The following is a 15367-nucleotide window of genomic DNA, read 5'->3' on the forward strand; positions in this document are numbered from 1 at the left end:
CTCCCCTGGTGCTCGACGCCGTGCAGGGTGGGCTGCTCTGGCTGCCCAAGCGTTACACCTCAACCCTGTGCGCCAGTCCCTTCCTGCTGAGAGTGAGAGTGTTCGACGCTGGCGCGGATCACCTCGTCGCTGCCCTGTAATGCCTCTGTCATCCTTGCGAGCCAGGGCTCGGGGAGGCTGCCGCTCCCCAGCGCGCATGCATGGACAAGCCGTTGGGCCGCCTCGACCTGGCGCGGCTCGGCGAGACTGGTGAACCGGTGGTCGGCCAGGCACTCACGGGCGGCGTAGCCGTCGGTCGCCGCGGCGGCCCGGCAGTGGAGCTCTGCAACCATCCGGTGCGCTGCGTCTTCCTGGTGCGGCTCCAGCAGGTCCAGGATCGTCAGGCCGAGGCGCGTGTCGAAGACGGTCATGCCCTGGTCGGGTTGGTGCTCGACGTAGTCCTCGACCAGTGTGTCGAGAAGCGGTACGGCCGGGACGCGAAGGGCCTTTCTGCACATCGCGTCAAGGCAGCCGGTGACGGCGTTCTCCCAGCGTTCCCCGGGTGTGGTCATGGTGATGAGCACGGCTGCGTCGGTGGGGGTGTGGCTGAGCGCGGCCAGGACGGCGACCTGGCGGCCGTCCAGCATGCGCTGCCCGATGCCCCGGTGCTCCTCGATGTGCGCCAGAGCTTCCGCCCAGCGGCCGGCCGTGGTCAAGGTGCGGGTGCCGTCGGCCAGAACGACCTTCCACAGCCAGGTGCGGACCTCGTGGCGGTCGGTCTCGGTGACGGTGAGGTCGGCCGGGACGTGGACCCCCTCGAACTGAGCCCTGGTGCCGTTGGTGACGGCGTCGAAGAGGTGCAGCAGACGGTGACGCCCGTCGTCGGCGGCGCCCGCGCGGATCTGGAGGCGGGCGAGGTTCACCACGGGTTCGAGGGCGCGGATCGCGGTCATGCCGGGCAGGGGGGTGGCGTGGAGGTAGGCGGCAGCGTGCTGGTGGCACATCTTCCGCGCGAGGTCGGGCAGCCCGAGGTCGGAGGCGATGAGGGCGGCCTGGTTGTAGACGGCCGAGGCGAGGCCCTGGTGAGCCTTTGCGGCTGCGGCGTCGGCGAGTTCGGCCAAGCCGTGCACGCGCCGGGGCAGGGGCAGGCACGCGGGTCGGAATCGATAGATGAGCGGAAAGCGCTGGGCTATGGGTCCGTTCAGGTCCATGAGGTCCCCCGGGGATGAAGACGACGAGGAGCGGGGAAGGGCCGCGTGGTGCCCGCCGGCCGGTCGGCGGGCACCACGCAGGCGGATCAGCTACTGCCAGGTGACGCGGACGCGGTTCAGCGGGGTGTCGAGGACGAAGACACCGGGCTGCTCGTCCGCGGGCGCATCGAGCGGCAGGATCTCGAAGGCGGCGTCCCGGCCGCGGTACTCGCGGTCCCAGGTGCGGACCGCGTCGGCGACCTTGGCGGCCAGCTCATCGCTCCCGGGGCCGTGGCCGATGACGCCGAACTCCCAGAGCTTGGCGCCCTCGGGGGTCTTCTGCTCCGAGGGACGCCGCGCGAGGTAGGTGAGGGCGCCCTTCTCGACGGCGGCCGTGGCCGAGGGGTAGGGGTCCTCGGTAAGCAACGTGCCCTTGGCGGTCTGGGGGAAGAGCATCCGGATCAGCCCGGATGGCAGGACGCAGGAGACGAACAGCTCCATCCACTCCGGGGACTCCCCGGCGCGGACCGTCATCCCGGTCCACTCCTCGACGCGCGGCTGGTCAAGGACACCGGCAAGGGCGTCGGCGTCGAGCGTCAGTCCGGCCGGGGCCTGGAGGCGCACGGCGCCGTCCGTACTGAGCGGCACGGCGCGGCGGTCGTCGTCGGCGATGCCCCGGCGCAGCGGCATGAAGGTGTTCATCTCCGAGCCGACCGACTGCCACCGGCCGTCGCGCTTCACGTAGATGATGGAGCGCGAGACGCTGCCCGTGAGCCGCTGCGGGGTGACGAGTCGGCCGCCTTCGGCGAGTTGGTCGAGCCAGGCGTGGGGGATGCCGTGCGCGCCGACGGTGGCGATGATCCGGTCGTACGGGGCGCCTTCGGCGTGGCCGAGGGCGCCGTCGCGCGTCAGGGCCTCGACGTTGGTGGCTCCGGCGGCGGCGAGGTGGGCTCGGGCGCCTTCGACCAGGTCGTCATCGACGTCGATGGTGGTGACGTGTCCGCTCGGGCCGACGAGGTGGCCGATCAGGGCGGCGTTGTAGCCGGTGCCGGCGCCGAGTTCGAGGATGCGCTCGCCCGGCTGGGCTTCGAGCTGGTCCAGCATGAGGGCGACGACGGCCGGCTGGGAGGCGCAGGAGATCGAGGTGCCCTCGGGGTCGTACTTCACGTTGACCGGGCTGTTGTCGTAGGCGTCGGCCAGCGGGGTGTCGGGGACGAACAGGTGCCGGGGCACGGCGCGCAGGGCGGCTTCAACCGCGGGGGTGCGGGCGTGGCCGTCGGCCTTGATCTGGTCGACCAGGGCGTTGCGGAGCTGTTCGGCGTTGGCCTCGGGGGCGGTGAGTGTGTCGGTGTTCACCGTGCTGACGCTATGGGCCGCGGAGCCTGATTCTGTTGCTGACGCGGTGTTTTCACTCGAACCCATGATTGCCTCTCGTGCGATGTGGAACAGGGTGTGCTGGTCGGCGGACGGCAGACCGGCACGGTTGGCGTGGAAGATGGCGTGGTGCGCGATGATGGCGCGCAGTCCGCGGGTCAGGTCGCCCTGGGCGGCGAGGTAGGCGAGCGTGGTGCCGACGCGCTCGAAGGCGGCGACCCAGTCGGCGTGGCCGTCCAGCGGCCCGTGCTCGCGGCACAGGCTGCGGGCCTCGGTGGTCATCAGGGTCCGCATCGCGGAGGTCAGGCGCATGGACGCAGGCGTGCCGGTGCCGGGGCGCAGTGCGGAGACCTTCGCCCACACGTCGCCTTGCTCGAACCAGTCGAGGTTCGCGGCGCGCATCATGCTGCTCATCAGCAGGATGGCGGTCTCGCGTCGCCCCAGGTGCTCGTTGTGGACGGGGTGGGTGAGGAGGTGGCGGCTGTCCTCGTGGAAGAGGGCGTGCGCGGCCGTCATGGCGTCCGCCCCGCCGAACGCCTCGGTCTCCGGCTCGTAGATCCCGGTCGTGCAGGACTGCGCCTTGCCGTCCGCCACCCACTCGTCCAGCAGAGTCAGCACGGTCGGTGACGGCTGGTCGGCGACGTATCGCAGGCGCCAGGGCTGCTTGTTCATGAACCACCAGCCGCTGAGCTGCCCGTCGGCCTCGGCGGCGAGCAGAACGGGGGCGAGGTGTTCGGTGACGGCGCGCCGTCCGGTGTCCCGGTCGGGGAAGGTGATGTTGTGCTGCTGCCAGCGATCGGAGCGCATTGCGAAGTCCTTCGGGTCGGATTCAGGCGGTGAGCAGGCAGGCGTCCCAGGAGGTGCGGGGCGGCTCCGCGCTGGCCGCGGTGATCAGTCCCAGCGCGGTTCCGGCGGCACCGTCGAGGAGCCCGGGGCCCGCCGCGTCCTTCAGCAGCAGGGCGGCGGCGTCGTACGGGTCGGTGCCGGGCGGGACCAGCACGGCGAGAAGGGCAGGGACGGTGGCGCGGAGCTGACCGGCGGTGGCACGGTCTGCGTCGGCGGCAACGCGTGCCGCGACGTGGACGAGACCGGCGAAGCCGTGGCACAGGCCGCTGTCCGTGGTGGTGCGAAGCTGCGCGCGGTCGCTCAGCGCGTTCAGCAGGGCGGCCTCGGACTCGGACTGAAGGCCGCTGTCGCCAAGGGCGAGCGCGGCGAGCTGCTGTGCGCGGGCAAGGCCCGCAGTGCCGTAGCACCAGCTCGGCCGCCGTGGTGCCGCGGCCGCGGGCCGGCCGCTGCGCAGTTCCTCGCGGCTGATCCAGTACGGCCAAGCCGTGCCGCGCCCGGTGGGCGCCTTCCACTGCTCCAGCCAGGCAAGGATGGTGCGCATCGCCTGATGGTGGCCGGTGACGGTGGTGCCGCGGCGGGCGGCAAGCGCCAGCAGCGCGAGGACCGCGCCGACGCCGTGCGCCATGCCGTGGTTGGCGTGCCCACCGGGGAAGCGGTCGTCCGGCCTGCCGGACGGCCCGGTCGGTACCCACCAGCCCGGCAGGCGTTCGCCGCTGTCGGTGACCGGGTCGGTCAGGCGCACGCAGTAGTCGAGAACGGCCCGGGTCACCGGGCCCGCAGGGTCGCGGCGCAGCAGGTAGGCGCCGTACCCGCTCAAGCCCCGGATGGCGTCGAACTCGGCGAGTGCCGGAAGCTGCCCGGCTTCGACCCGGCGGTGCGCGGCGTCAAGGCGCCGCCGGGCGTCTGCCGTCACCTGCCGGTCCAGCACATCAAGGCCGCGCCGGTAGGAGTCCGGAAGCTGGTCGGCGGCGCACGCCACGGCATGGGCGAGCGCCGGGGCGCCGTAGAAGGGGTGGCTGTCCGGGCCGCTGGTGAAGGGCTCGCGGGCCGCGGCGGACAGCCAGTCGTGGGCGCGCTGCCATGGGCCAAGCCCGGCCGCGGCGCGCTCGATGTGCAGCAGAGCGATGCCGGTCGGGCCATAGGCGAGGTGCTGCCGGTTGTCCTCGGCGGTAACCGCCGCCGGCGCCTGGTCGGGGTGGGCGAGCCGGTCGGCGATGGCGGCGGCCACCGCGGCTGCTGTGTGGGTCACGGTCGCCTCCCGGCGCGGGCGGTGAAGGCCAGGGCGGCGGCGCGGGCCAGGTAGAGGCAGACCTCTTCCTCGGGGAAGTCCACCGCGACATGCCGCACGAAGTGGACGTGCAGTAGGGAGGTCAGCACGCCGTCCACGGCGATGCCGTCGGCGTGCGGGCCGGACAGGTACGGCCCGTACGCGGCGAGCGCAGCGGTGCGCTCGGCCCAGGCGTCCACGATCGCGGCGCCGCCGGGCGCTGACCGCAGGGCCGCCCAGTCACCGCGCGGGTCTGCCAGCCGCACGGCGTCGGTGAACTGCGAGCGGGGTACCGGGTTCGGCGCGGTCGGCTCGATGTGGTCGATCAGCCAGCGCGCGCCGGCGTCCGGGCTGCCGAGGAGGGCGGAGGCGATGGCGAAGAAGTGCGCGGCCACGAGCGGGCGCTGCTCGGGCCGGACGGGCTGGGCGAGCTGCGCCACCGTGGCCAGGGAGTCCGCGCGGAACACGGCCTCGGCCGCGTCCCATGCCGGTCCGGCGCCCCACCGGCCGGTCTCGCGGTAGGAGGTGGGGTAGCGCAGGTCCGCCAGCAGCCCAGCGGTCCGCAGCTCGTCGGCCCAGGCGCTGACCGTGTGGGTGGTGTCGGCGAAGTCGTCCGGGTCGGGCAGCGCGATCCGCAGGCGAAGGTGCTGCTGGGGGTCGCGGAAGCGGACGTACCACCAGGGAGGAGAGCCGAGGCGCCGCATCAGGTCGGGCACGTGCCGGGTCAGCAGGGCGTCTTGACGCCGCGGGTCGCCGTACAGGGCCACGAGGAGCACCGGCGAGGCGGCCGGGGTCTGGATCTGGGCTGGGGACAGCGTGCGGGCGGTGGTCGGCGTGGGCAGCGCAGGCCAGGCCGGAGGCCGGATCGCTTTGAGGGGGACCGCGATCTCGTGGGCCCGGCCCCCGCTCCAGCCGTCCGCCCCGGGTGGAGCGGCTTCCGTGAGCAGCGCCGTATCGGCGCGGTCGAGGTGTTGGCGCAGCAGGCTCCGGTGGCCGGGCTCATCGAGGTCGAGCGGCAGGCGCCGGTCGTCCTGGACGAGGTGCACGTGCTGCGGCAGGCGGCGGCGCTCCCGCCAGCCGGACAGCGCCGCGTCCCAGTCCGCGCCGGGGCGGTGGCGGTTGGGGAGGTCGCCGGCCTCCAGCCTCCAGCGGGCCGCGACCAGCACGATGCGGCCGTACCGCAGGCGGGGGAGGAAGGGCATTGCTGCGGCGGCGCCCCAGTCGAACCGGGTGACCTGGGCGTTCTGAGCCCGGGACACCTCGGTGATCAGCCGCGCCAGGGGCGGGGTGTGCTCGGCAAGGTTCAGTGCATGCATGCCGACGGCCTCGACGCGCAGCCCGCGGTCCGGAGCCGCCAGGTACATCCGGCGCCCGTCGCACGCCACCGCCAGATCCGCCGGCGTGAGCACTGAGGCGTCGGGGGCGCGGTGCTCTTGCAGGCTGATCACCAACGGCAGCATGCGCGGGGTTCGGGTGACGTGGGCGGTGTCGGGCAGCAGCGCGGGGAAGGAGAGCTGCGCCGCCGCCGTGCCCTCGTCAGCCGTGGGTAGGTCAGCCAATTCCGCGCGCAGGCAATCGCGTTGTGTGGCCGGGAGGACGCTGAGGAAGCGTCCGACGGTAACCCCGGCTCCGCGTGACACGCTGGTCAACTCCACGGTGAACCGCCCACGGCGGACTTCGGCGAGGCTGGCCGCGTGCAGCCGCACGCCCACCTCCAAGTGGGACGGTATCCGCGGCTCCTGCGGGCCTCGGTCCAGGGCGGCCACGATCTCGTCGGTCAGTACGACCTCGTCGCGGCCGTCGAGCGCCGCGGCCTGGGCGAGGCGGAGCAGCACGTCGTCCCGCGGCGACAGGCGCCGACGGCCTTCGCCGGTCGGCCTGCCCGGGTACCCGTCCGGGTAGCCGACGCCGCTGTCTGCGACAACTTCCATAAGCGGCACCATGGTGCCGACGCCGAACCGTTCGTAGAACCGCTGGTGGTACTCGTTCCACGGCTCGGTGCCGTACGGGCGGGCGCAGATCCTGGTGAGGATCGTGGCGGCGCGCTCGACCTCGCGGGCGACCAGATCGGGCAGCGCCACGGTGGCGTCCAGGCACAGGTCCAGGGCGAGCGGGTGACGGCGGAGGCCCGGCACCAGATCGCGCATCCGGGTCGCTACGGCGTCCCGGCCCTCTGTGGTGCCGCACTGCTCCAGCCCGGCGTGGACGGCGCGCAGCTCCCGGACGACGGGTGCCAGGAGACGAATGTCCTCGGCACGGACCGCGTCGAGCTGGGTGACGAGGTGACCGAGCGCGTCGGTCTCGGTCGCCGGCGCGTGGAGGTTGGTGATCAGCACGCGCCGCCGCACCAGGCCCGCGAGGAGCCGCTTGACGCGCTCCGGGGCCACGGCCGGGAACTCGGCCATCAGCTTCTCGGCGAGTTCCCCGATCCGGATCGGCGCCTCAGCTGCGCGGAGGATAAGCCGGACCGGCGCCGACAGTTCGACGGACGCCTCGACCGCTCGCCGCTGACCGGTCGGCCCGTGGTCCTGGTAGGGGACGACGAGACTGCCGTCGCGCTCGAAGGTGGTGTTGTTGACGACGACCGACAGGAGCGGCAGCAGCTCTCCGCTCCTTTCCAACTGCTCGATCAGCCTCCCCACCCACTCCGCACCGGCGCGGGCCACGACCAGGTGGTTCTGGCCCCAGCGGGAGTGGGGCTCGGCGTCGAAGGTGGCCGTGGTGACTCCGGCGAACAGTCCGAACGGTGTGGGCCGGTGCAGCGCGCGCAGGAGGTAGCGCGCCACCGACACTCCAACGCGGCGGACTTCGCGGGTAGAAGGGGATTTAGCACTCTCCAGGACCTCGACTTCGGCGGCGAGAATCGGGCTGGCATGGCGGAGGGCCTGTGCGATGCCCGGGTCGTGCCAGATGCTGCGAATCCAGGCGAGGCGTCCGGTGGTGACCTCCTCCAGCTCCTCAGCTCGGAAGGACCGGTCGTCGAAGTCCGGTAGGGGAAGCTGGGTCATCGACGGTCGAGCGGCTGCGCGCACCAGGGCGGTCGTGCCCGCCTTGAACGCTGGGGGTATAGCCACGTGACGTGTCCCTTCGTGCGTCTGGAGGGGCGGTCGGAGCCGACGCGCCGAGTAGCGCGACAGCACCGACCGCGGTTCATGACCTGATGACCGGGTTCAGACGGTCAAGGTCAGTCGGTGAAGGTGACGCAGGCACCGCAGGAGCTGCCGCACCCGTCGTCGGTCAGAACGGTCAGCCCGGCCGCGTCGGACACCTCCAGGAGGGAGACGTTCAGGTCGAACCCGTCCGACTGGCCGCCGGCCGTCGGCTCCTGGACCTGGGTGGTGCTCTTGGTGACGATTCGCGTCATGACAACTCCAGGTGATTCGTTGGTGTGCAGGACAGGTGGTGCTTGCCAGCGCACTGAGGACCGTGGCGTAGCGACGGGGCTGCGCCATGGGTTCAGGTTCTGGCCATCCCGGTCCGATGGTCGGGCCGGGAAGCTCTGGGGTGCCGCTCGACAGTCCGGTCCTTTGCCCAGGACCGTCGAGCAGCCGTCTATGCGGCGGGCACAAGATCGTCCAGGCTGACGACCTCGTAGTCCCGCAGTTCGCGTACGAGCTGAGAGGCGAGGAACCAGCCGATCTGGGGGTGGTTGTAGGGCAGGGGAGCGTCCGAGGCGGCGAGGGGCTGGATGCCGTCGACGGTGTACTGGTACGGGGTGCCGATGACGCCGTAGAGCGGGAACCGCGTGGCCAGCAGGGCGACGTGTCCCTTGCTCCTGAGCCGAGGGCACCGCCGGGCCGCCATCCGGGCGTGCTCCAGACACACCGGCGGCTGCGCGGTCTTCACCGGCCCGGTGTAGTCGTCGCCGTCGTCGGCCGTCTCCACGAAGAGGATGCCGTCGCTGCGCTTCAGCGGGACCGTGCACACCTGGCAGCGCAGGAGCGCCATCGTGATGCGCTGGCGGAGCGGGTGCACCAGCCGCCACCTCGGGTTCCCGGCGGGCTGTCCCGCGAAGCCGAGTGACATGGAGTACCGGGCCCACAGCACGCCGCGGAGATCTCGGTCGGGCCCTGCCTCGTCCTTGTACCCGAGCCGCGGGCGCCGGTCAGGACCGATGCGTACGTTCAGGTTCAGGAGGGAGTCCGCCTCTTCGCCTTCACGGGCGGTGATGTACGGAACGACCAGGTCGGCTGCGGTGATCGTCATGCCGCGCTTCCGACCGTGAGCGCGAGCGGCCGGTGGGGGGCGACGATACGGCCGTCGGGGAGGAGTTCTCCGGTGTCCTCGACTATGTCCATCAGTCTTGTGGGTGTCTTTGATGTCCAACTCGCTGCCATGGCGGGGCCTTTCGGTGCTACATGGACGGGTTCTGTTCGCCTGTCCATGTCGGCCTGGGGTGTGGTGTGTCGTTCGCAGTGCAGAGGCTGCGGTTGTCCGAAGACGGTCCGGTCTCGTACACCGTGGTGGGGGACGACGGCTTGCCCGTCGATGACGTGGAGGATTTCCTTGCGTACCTGACGGCGAGGGGTGCATCGCCGAACACGGTTCAGGGCTACGCCTACGACCTGCGCGATTTCTTCGTCTGGCTGGGACAGATGGGCTTGGACTTCCGGCGTCTGCGGTTGGAGGTTGTCGCGCAGTTCTTCGACTGGCTGCGCCGTCCGAAGCCGGCCCGCGCGCCGGAGGTGTTCGTGCTGCCGGGTGTCGGCCAGGCGCTGGAGAACACCACGTTGCAGCGGAAGCGGGCCGCGCTCGCGTCCTTCTACCGGTTCCACGCCCGGCGGGATGAGAGCGTGCCGGCGCTGTTGGGAAATCTGCTGGCTAGGCGGCCGACAGGCTCCTATACGCCGATGCTGGCGCACACCCAGCGAGGAGGTGAGGTCGAGTACAGCCCGATCCGCATCCACGCCCACCGCAAGCCGCCCCGGACGCTGACCGACGACGAGCTCCAGCGGCTGATGAGCGCCTGTAACCGGCGCCGGGACCGGTTCCTGATCGCGCTCCTGGACGACTCGGGACTGCGGATCAGCGAGGCCCTGGGCCTGCGGCACGCTGACTTGAACCTCGGCAAGGGCGAGGTGCACGTCGTTCCACGCGAGAACAACGCCAACCGCGCCAGGGTCAAGGGCATGAAGGGACGGATCGTCCCGGTGCGGCCGGAGCTGTTCGACCGCTACGCCGCCTACATGGAGAGCGAGTACGGCACGCTGGACTGCGACTTCGTGTTCGCCAACCTCTTCCGCGCGCCGATCGGCTCGCCAATGACCCGGGCGAACGTCAACGAACTGGTGGAACGCCTTCAGAAGCGGACCGGCATCACGCACTTCTCGCCGCATGCCTGTCGGCACACCTACGCCACCCGACTGCTGCGGGCCGAGGTGCCGATCGAGGTCGTGGCCGAGCTCCTCGGTCACGCCAGTACGCAGACCACCGCCGAGATTTACAGTCACCTCGATGTCGAGGATCATCGCCGGGTACTCCTCTCGGCCGGGATCATCAAGGACGGGGCATCGGCCCGGTGAACACGCCCCGCACGAGTGCAGGCGCCGCCGGCCTGCTGGCCAGGCTGATGGAAACGGTGCGCCCGGAGTTCCGGGCCGAGGTGTTCTGTCCGCCGCGAGACAGCCCGGTGTTCTTCCCGGGCGAGTGCCGTATTCCGTCCTGCCCGACGACGCTGACGATGGGCAGGCTGAAGCTGTGTCGCACCCACCATCACCGCTGGGCGGCGGCAGGGCGTCCGGTCGACCTGGATGGCTGGTCCGCACAGGAGGACGCGCGACTGCACCAGCGACGCCAGGTGTCGGCCTGCCTGGTCGCCGGGTGCAACCGAGCCCGAGCCGCCCACGCTTTGTGTCACCGCCACGCCTCGCGGTGGACCCACGCCGGACGCCCGCCCCTTGGAACCTGGCTGGGACGGACCCATTATCAACCGCCGCGCAAGCCCTGGTCCGCCGAGCGGACCTGCGAGTTCCCCGACTGCCCGCGGTGGACCGACAGCACCGACGCTCCGCTGTGTCACACCCACCACAACCGGTGGCGCAAGCACGGCCGACCGGCCCTCGACACCTGGTACGACGACCTCGCTCACCGCGGAGACCCGAAGATCCGCCTGGAACAGCTGGCCCCCGCCTTGCGCCTGGAGTTCCAGTTCGGTCTGCAACACCGGCACGACGAGGGACTGCGCTTCACCCCGGCCCGCGACGTCCGGCGCGCGGTCACCTGGGCCCGCGAGGCACCCACCACCAGCCTCCTGGACTGGGACGAGAGCACCTGGCGTGACCACGTCGCCCCGCTCGGACTCGGTGGAAATCGCCACGGCCACAATGTGGTGGCCTTCCGCTTCATCGCGGACACCCGCTTCGCCCTGGAACACCTGCTCATCGCCGATGATCCGTGGGCCGACCAGTACCCGCGCGACATGTGGGACCTGCGGCACTTCGCCCTGGCCGAAGGAGAGACGCGCTACCTGCGCTTCGGCGGCATATCCCAGCCCTGGCTGAGCGAACTGGTCAAACGATGGTGCCGTTGGCGCATCAGCACGAACATCAGCGTCAACACCGTCGCGGGAAACCTGCGCTCCCTGCACCATCTCTCTCGGCATCTGTCGCCGAACTCCGCGCCGGCTGACCTGACGCGCGCCAGGATCGAGACGTGGCTGGCCGCTCTGGCCGTCGACTACCCGGATGTGTTCACCCGCCGGGCCACGATCAACTCGCTCGGCCGATTCCTCGCAGATGCCCGCGCCCACGACTGGCAACCGGTCCTCCCGCGAGACGCCATCATCTACAACGACGCTCCGCCTCCGCCGCCTGCCAAGCCCCGCTGGATCTCCGAGCACCTGATGCGACAGATGGAGAACCCCGCCAGCTTGACGCTTATCTCCAACGACGACCTCCGCCTCATGGTCCCCCTGCTGATCTCCTGCGGCCTGCGTATGAAAGACGCCCGGCGATTGAAATTCGACTGCGTCACCCACGACGACACCGGCGCCCCCTACCTGACCTGGGTCAACCACAAGATCCACGGCCGCGTCGCGTTCTTCCCCATCAGCCAGGCCCTCGCAGACGAGATCGCCGCACAACAGAATCGCGTTCAGGCCCGCTTCCCCGCCGGAAGCCGCTTCCTGTTTCCCGGCTGGACGGCCAACCTCAACGGCAGCAAGGCCGTCTCGGACACCTGGTGCCGCGAACAGATGGAGACCTGGCTGGAGCGCATCCGCCTCATCGACGAGCACGGCCGCCCAGCTCGCGTGACCTTCCACCAGTTCCGCCACACGCTGGGCACCCGATTGATCAACGCCAACGTCCCGCAGCACATCGTCCAGCAGCTGCTCGACCACATGTCGCCGCAGATGACGGCCATCTACGCCCGGCTGCACCAGAAGACCCTGCGCGAGCACTGGGAGAAGTCCCTCAAGGTCAACGCCGAAGGCGAAGCCGTCGCGCTGCCGGTGGACCATCCGCTTGCCGATGCGACCTGGATGCGGTTGTCCCTGGTCCGAGCCAAGGTCAGCCTCCCCAACGGCTACTGCGGGGCTCCCATCCAGACGGACTGCGAGTACGCGAACCCCTGCCTGGACTGCCGCTTCTTCATCACCACCGGTGACTTCCTCGACCAACACCGACGTCAGCGGGAAGAGACCCGCAAGCTCATCGGCGACGCCGAGCAAGCCGGCCTGTCGCGCATCGTCGAGAAGAACACCCGCACACTCGGCAAGCTCGACACGATCATCGACGCCCTCGAACAGGCCGGACCGCAACAGATCGTGGCCGGCGGAAAGGTGACCGATCTCGATGCCACCGGCTGACAACGCCCGGTTCCTCGTCGAAGCCTCGAAGGCCCGCAGCAGACAAGCACGCGAGCACGCCGAAGAAGCCATCAAGGCAGCCGCCCGCCGCAACGAACGGCCCACCGTCGTCGGAATCGCGAACGCGGCCGGTGTCTCCCGGTCCTGGCTATACACGCAGACCGACCTCATCACCGCGATCAACCAGCTCCAGCAGCGAGCCCCGGCCCTCCACCGCAGCACCCGGAACGCGGCCAGCGACGCCTCCCTGCACCGCAGGCTGGAAACCGCGCTCGAACGCAACCGGCAACTCCGCGACCAAGTCGCCGATCTCACCCAAAAACTGGAGACCGCCCACGGCGAGATCCGCCGGCTCCGCACGCTGTCGAGCACGCCGGTGGGTGGTGCGAGTAGCTCACGGTGAAACTCTGGCAAAACCGACGACTGCCCGACGCACCGCAGGGCCTGCATCGGCCGCCCTCTACGCTGCCGATCATGACGCAGAGCCCTGTTGAACTGGTGATCTTCGACTGTGACGGCGTGCTGGTGGACAGCGAGAGGATATGCATCAAAGTAGACGAAATGATCATGGCTGACCTGGGGTGCACGTTCACCGAAGCTGAAATCATCGAGCGGTTCGTGGGCTCGTCCACCGAGGTCTACACCGCAGCTGTCGAGGAACGACTCGGACGGCGCTTGGAGAAGGGCTGGCAGCAGCCATACGAGCATCTCTACGATGCAGCCTTTGAGGCCGAACTGACCGCTGTCGACGGCATCGCAGAGGTTCTGGGGCGTCTCACCACTGCCGTCTGCGTCGCCTCGAACGGTGATCACGCCGGCATTCGTCGAAGCCTGGAGATCGCTGATCTGACGGGCTACTTCGAGGACCACATCTTCAGCGCGACCGACGTCCGTCGAGGCAAGCCTGCACCGGACCTCTTCCAGCACGCTGCACGTTCCATGGGGGTACAACCCGAGCGATGCGCGGTGATCGAGGACAGTGCATACGGGGTGCAGGCAGCTCGGGCCGCTGGCATGCGGGCCTTCGGTTACTGCGGCGGCCTCACCCCCGCCTCGCGGCTGGAAGGAGCAGGCACTGTCGTGTTCGACGACATGCGCAACCTGCCCGAACTGCTGGCGACCGCCGCCGCCTAAGTTCGCACTGCCTCTCGCCCAGAACTGCCAAAACGACATGTCCATCTCGCGAAGCAGCACGTCAGACCAGTCCCTGCGCTTGGGAGATCGACATAACCTCGAAGACAAGCACTCCGTTGCACAGCAGGCTCCATCCCTGCTCAGGGCGGTGCGCGACGGGTCGCGCGGCCTCCCTGTCGGGAGCCATGGCCGTGGGGCACGGCGGGTTGTGCGCACACATGGTGCTCGTCCTCTCGGGTGGGAAGTTGGGCCCTCTTCGGCCAGCTACGGTGCCGTGGGGGAACACGGTTCGGGCACAGCCGAAGAGGGGGACTTGTGGCACCGCCCCATGAAGGCCGCTATGGCTGCTTCGCTGTAGCCGTAGAAGCGCCCCAGGGTGGTGGCAGTGCGGTCGCCCACGAGCGTGGGTGGTCTCTCTCCCTCACTCGCAACGAAGCAGGTGTCCGGGTGAGACGACCACTGCACGCGCAGGTCGGGGAAGCCCAGACGCCCAAGAAGGAAGTCACAGACCTTGAGCCCAAAGCACACACACGACGCCGGGTAGCCCCCGCCGCGCCTCGTGCCCCCGACGGGGACTGCGAGGAACGGCATGCGCGTGGTGCGCATGGCGACGCTCTGCTCCAAGAGCCAGTTGTCGGAGATCCGCTTCTCGTAGCACTCGAAGTCGTATGCGTCTTGCGGGAGGGTCATCGCCGTGGCGGTCACGACCGAGCGCCGAGCGGAGTCAAGGTTGTACGTCACTCCGCCTCCTTGATGTAGTGGGCTTCGATCAGCTCTTCGACCAGGTCAGAGGTGACGAAGGCCAGACGACGAGCGAGGCCGACGGCCTGCTGGTAGTCGGCCGGCACGCACGCCTCCCGCAGGGGGACCCCGCGTACAACGATTCGGAGCATCTCGGCGGTGGGCGGGTACTGCTCGTCCGCGACAGCGATGTTGCTGAGCTGCTTCAGATGGTCCCGGAGACGGTCAACCAGGGTGTCGGTCACCGCGGCGGGCGGCGTCTGGTTACCGATCGCCGTGTCGAGGTCGTCAAAGACCTCCTCCACGTCGAGCGGCTTCCAGTTCTTGATCCGTTCCAGGACGGACCACAAACCCTCTGCGTCGAGTGGAGGGGTCCACTGCGGTGTGCGGGGCTCGTCGGTTGGCGGAAGAACCACGTCGTTCTCCGGAACCAGAACGGTGAGGGACATCGGGACTCCTGGGGAGGGCCAAGTACCGGCCGCGGAGGGCTACAAGTGCTCAGTCAGTTCCGGGATCGCTATGAAGACCCACACGTCCTTGCCTGCTGGGGTCATGGACACGGACGTGTCGTCGGCCAGAGCACCCAGCAGCATCAGCCCGCGCCCCTCCTCGGCCAGGGGGGCTGGCGACGAGTACACCGGCGGACAGCGGTCCTGGTCGCGAACGACGGCGGTGACACCGTCCGGCACCTTCTGGAGGAGCAGGCTGGCCATCCGGCACCCGCCGGCGTCCGCAGGGGTGTGCTGCAAGACGTTGGTGAGTAGTTCGTTGACCACGGTCAGGACGCGGAACGCGGTGCCGTTGTCGACGCGCCACCAGCAGAGGTGCGCTGCAACGATGTCCCGCACGGTGCCCAGGTCTTCGGCCCGGACGTTGAAACTCATGTCGAGTTGGCCGTCCACGCTCCTGGACGTGGCTCGAACAGAAGCATCCCGCTCGCGGGTGTCGACGAGCAGTTCCATCGCTGCTTCCTCCGTTCTACCGGAACCCCTTCAGCAGGGGTGGATTGCGGTGTGTACTGGACTGGAA

14 protein-coding genes and 1 pseudogene are annotated in these 15367 nt (G+C 69.9%); 4 read left to right on the top strand and 11 right to left on the bottom strand.

All coding sequences use genetic code 11. From position 1 onward, the window contains the following. Positions 1–59 precede the first annotated feature (59 nt). The 7 genes from OG206_RS09830 to OG206_RS09860 all read right to left on the bottom strand — a co-directional run bounded on the left by OG206_RS09830 (position 60) and on the right by OG206_RS09860 (position 8954). The gene (locus tag OG206_RS09830; RefSeq protein WP_327114377.1) at positions 60–1190 is read right to left on the bottom strand and encodes a hypothetical protein; all 1131 of its coding nucleotides are present in this window, start codon (positions 1188–1190) and stop codon (positions 60–62) included. Between the two features lie 90 nt (positions 1191–1280). Further along, positions 1281–3350: a methyltransferase, FxLD system gene (fxlM, locus tag OG206_RS09835; protein WP_327114379.1), complete on the bottom strand. Its 2070-nt coding sequence runs from the start codon at positions 3348–3350 to the stop codon at positions 1281–1283. Positions 3351–3372: 22 nt separating this feature from the next. Next, entirely contained in the window at positions 3373–4638 is a 1266-nt protein-coding gene (locus OG206_RS09840) for a lanthionine synthetase C family protein (protein WP_327114381.1), read from the bottom strand. After that, on the bottom strand, positions 4635–7664 hold the full coding sequence (locus OG206_RS09845; protein WP_327122224.1) for a lantibiotic dehydratase: 3030 nt from the start codon (positions 7662–7664) through the stop codon (positions 4635–4637). Before OG206_RS09845 ends, OG206_RS09840 begins: the two co-directional genes overlap by 4 nt. Positions 7665–7840: 176 nt before the next feature. Beyond that, a complete protein-coding gene (locus OG206_RS09850; RefSeq protein WP_028444064.1) occupies positions 7841–8020 on the bottom strand; it encodes an FxLD family lanthipeptide in 180 nt (59 codons plus the stop codon). Positions 8021–8208: 188 nt separating this feature from the next. Then, complete coding sequence (locus OG206_RS09855; protein ID WP_327114392.1) at positions 8209–8862, bottom strand: hypothetical protein; 654 nt, start codon at positions 8860–8862, stop codon at positions 8209–8211. Beyond that, the gene (locus tag OG206_RS09860) at positions 8859–8954 is read right to left on the bottom strand and encodes a DUF5999 family protein (protein WP_327114394.1); all 96 of its coding nucleotides are present in this window, start codon (positions 8952–8954) and stop codon (positions 8859–8861) included. The genes OG206_RS09855 and OG206_RS09860 overlap by 4 nt, the downstream gene beginning before the upstream one ends. A gap of 105 nt (positions 8955–9059) precedes the next feature. Here OG206_RS09860 and OG206_RS09865 point away from each other — a divergent pair, with 105 nt between their 5' ends. The 4 genes from OG206_RS09865 (at position 9060) to OG206_RS09880 (ending at position 13597) form a co-directional block, all read left to right on the top strand. Then, on the top strand, positions 9060–10178 hold the full coding sequence (locus OG206_RS09865; protein WP_327114396.1) for a tyrosine-type recombinase/integrase: 1119 nt from the start codon (positions 9060–9062) through the stop codon (positions 10176–10178). Beyond that, entirely contained in the window at positions 10175–12463 is a 2289-nt protein-coding gene (locus OG206_RS09870) for a tyrosine-type recombinase/integrase (protein ID WP_327114398.1), read from the top strand. The genes OG206_RS09865 and OG206_RS09870 overlap by 4 nt, the downstream gene beginning before the upstream one ends. Continuing rightward, positions 12450–12866 (top strand): DUF6262 family protein, encoded by a 417-nt coding sequence (locus tag OG206_RS09875; protein WP_322985494.1) that lies wholly within the window; start codon positions 12450–12452, stop codon positions 12864–12866. The genes OG206_RS09870 and OG206_RS09875 overlap by 14 nt, the downstream gene beginning before the upstream one ends. Before the next feature lie 71 nt (positions 12867–12937). Beyond that, positions 12938–13597 carry an HAD family hydrolase gene (locus tag OG206_RS09880; RefSeq protein WP_322985493.1) on the top strand — a complete coding sequence of 220 codons (660 nt, stop codon included), beginning with the start codon at positions 12938–12940 and terminating at the stop codon, positions 13595–13597. A gap of 97 nt (positions 13598–13694) precedes the next feature. Here the strand turns inward: OG206_RS09880 and OG206_RS09885 are convergent. The 4 genes and pseudogenes from OG206_RS09885 to OG206_RS09900 form a co-directional block, all read right to left on the bottom strand. Next, a pseudogene (locus OG206_RS09885) lies at positions 13695–13817 on the bottom strand (DUF5999 family protein); the annotation flags it as partial. A gap of 44 nt (positions 13818–13861) precedes the next feature. Then, positions 13862–14338 carry a DUF6302 family protein gene (locus OG206_RS09890; protein WP_327114402.1) on the bottom strand — a complete coding sequence of 159 codons (477 nt, stop codon included), beginning with the start codon at positions 14336–14338 and terminating at the stop codon, positions 13862–13864. Then, positions 14335–14787, bottom strand: coding sequence for a DUF6415 family natural product biosynthesis protein (locus OG206_RS09895; RefSeq protein WP_327114404.1), 453 nt, complete (start codon positions 14785–14787; stop codon positions 14335–14337). The genes OG206_RS09890 and OG206_RS09895 overlap by 4 nt, the downstream gene beginning before the upstream one ends. 39 nt (positions 14788–14826) lie before the next feature. Next, positions 14827–15300 carry an ATP-binding protein gene (locus OG206_RS09900; RefSeq protein ID WP_327114406.1) on the bottom strand — a complete coding sequence of 158 codons (474 nt, stop codon included), beginning with the start codon at positions 15298–15300 and terminating at the stop codon, positions 14827–14829. Positions 15301–15367: the final 67 nt, after the last annotated feature.

Origin of the sequence: Streptomyces sp. NBC_01341 (assembly GCF_035946055.1) — a bacterium.
Lineage (GTDB): Bacteria > Actinomycetota > Actinomycetes > Streptomycetales > Streptomycetaceae > Streptomyces.

Bases quoted from the DNA above. Each gene is read 5' to 3' on its own strand.
- fxlM (WP_327114379.1), bottom strand. From the start codon at position 3,350: ATGCGCTCCGATCGCTGGCAGCAGCACAACATCACCTTCCCCGACCGG.
- OG206_RS09855 (WP_327114392.1), bottom strand. From the start codon at position 8,862: ATGACGATCACCGCAGCCGACCTGGTCGTTCCGTACATCACCGCCCGT.
- OG206_RS09875 (WP_322985494.1), top strand. From the start codon at position 12,450: ATGCCACCGGCTGACAACGCCCGGTTCCTCGTCGAAGCCTCGAAGGCC.
- OG206_RS09850 (WP_028444064.1), bottom strand. From the start codon at position 8,020: ATGACGCGAATCGTCACCAAGAGCACCACCCAGGTCCAGGAGCCGACG.
- OG206_RS09895 (WP_327114404.1), bottom strand. From the start codon at position 14,787: ATGTCCCTCACCGTTCTGGTTCCGGAGAACGACGTGGTTCTTCCGCCA.
- OG206_RS09900 (WP_327114406.1), bottom strand. From the start codon at position 15,300: ATGGAACTGCTCGTCGACACCCGCGAGCGGGATGCTTCTGTTCGAGCC.
- OG206_RS09830 (WP_327114377.1), bottom strand. From the start codon at position 1,190: ATGGACCTGAACGGACCCATAGCCCAGCGCTTTCCGCTCATCTATCGA.
- OG206_RS09880 (WP_322985493.1), top strand. From the start codon at position 12,938: ATGACGCAGAGCCCTGTTGAACTGGTGATCTTCGACTGTGACGGCGTG.
- OG206_RS09845 (WP_327122224.1), bottom strand. From the start codon at position 7,664: ATGACCCAGCTTCCCCTACCGGACTTCGACGACCGGTCCTTCCGAGCT.
- OG206_RS09860 (WP_327114394.1), bottom strand. From the start codon at position 8,954: ATGGACATAGTCGAGGACACCGGAGAACTCCTCCCCGACGGCCGTATC.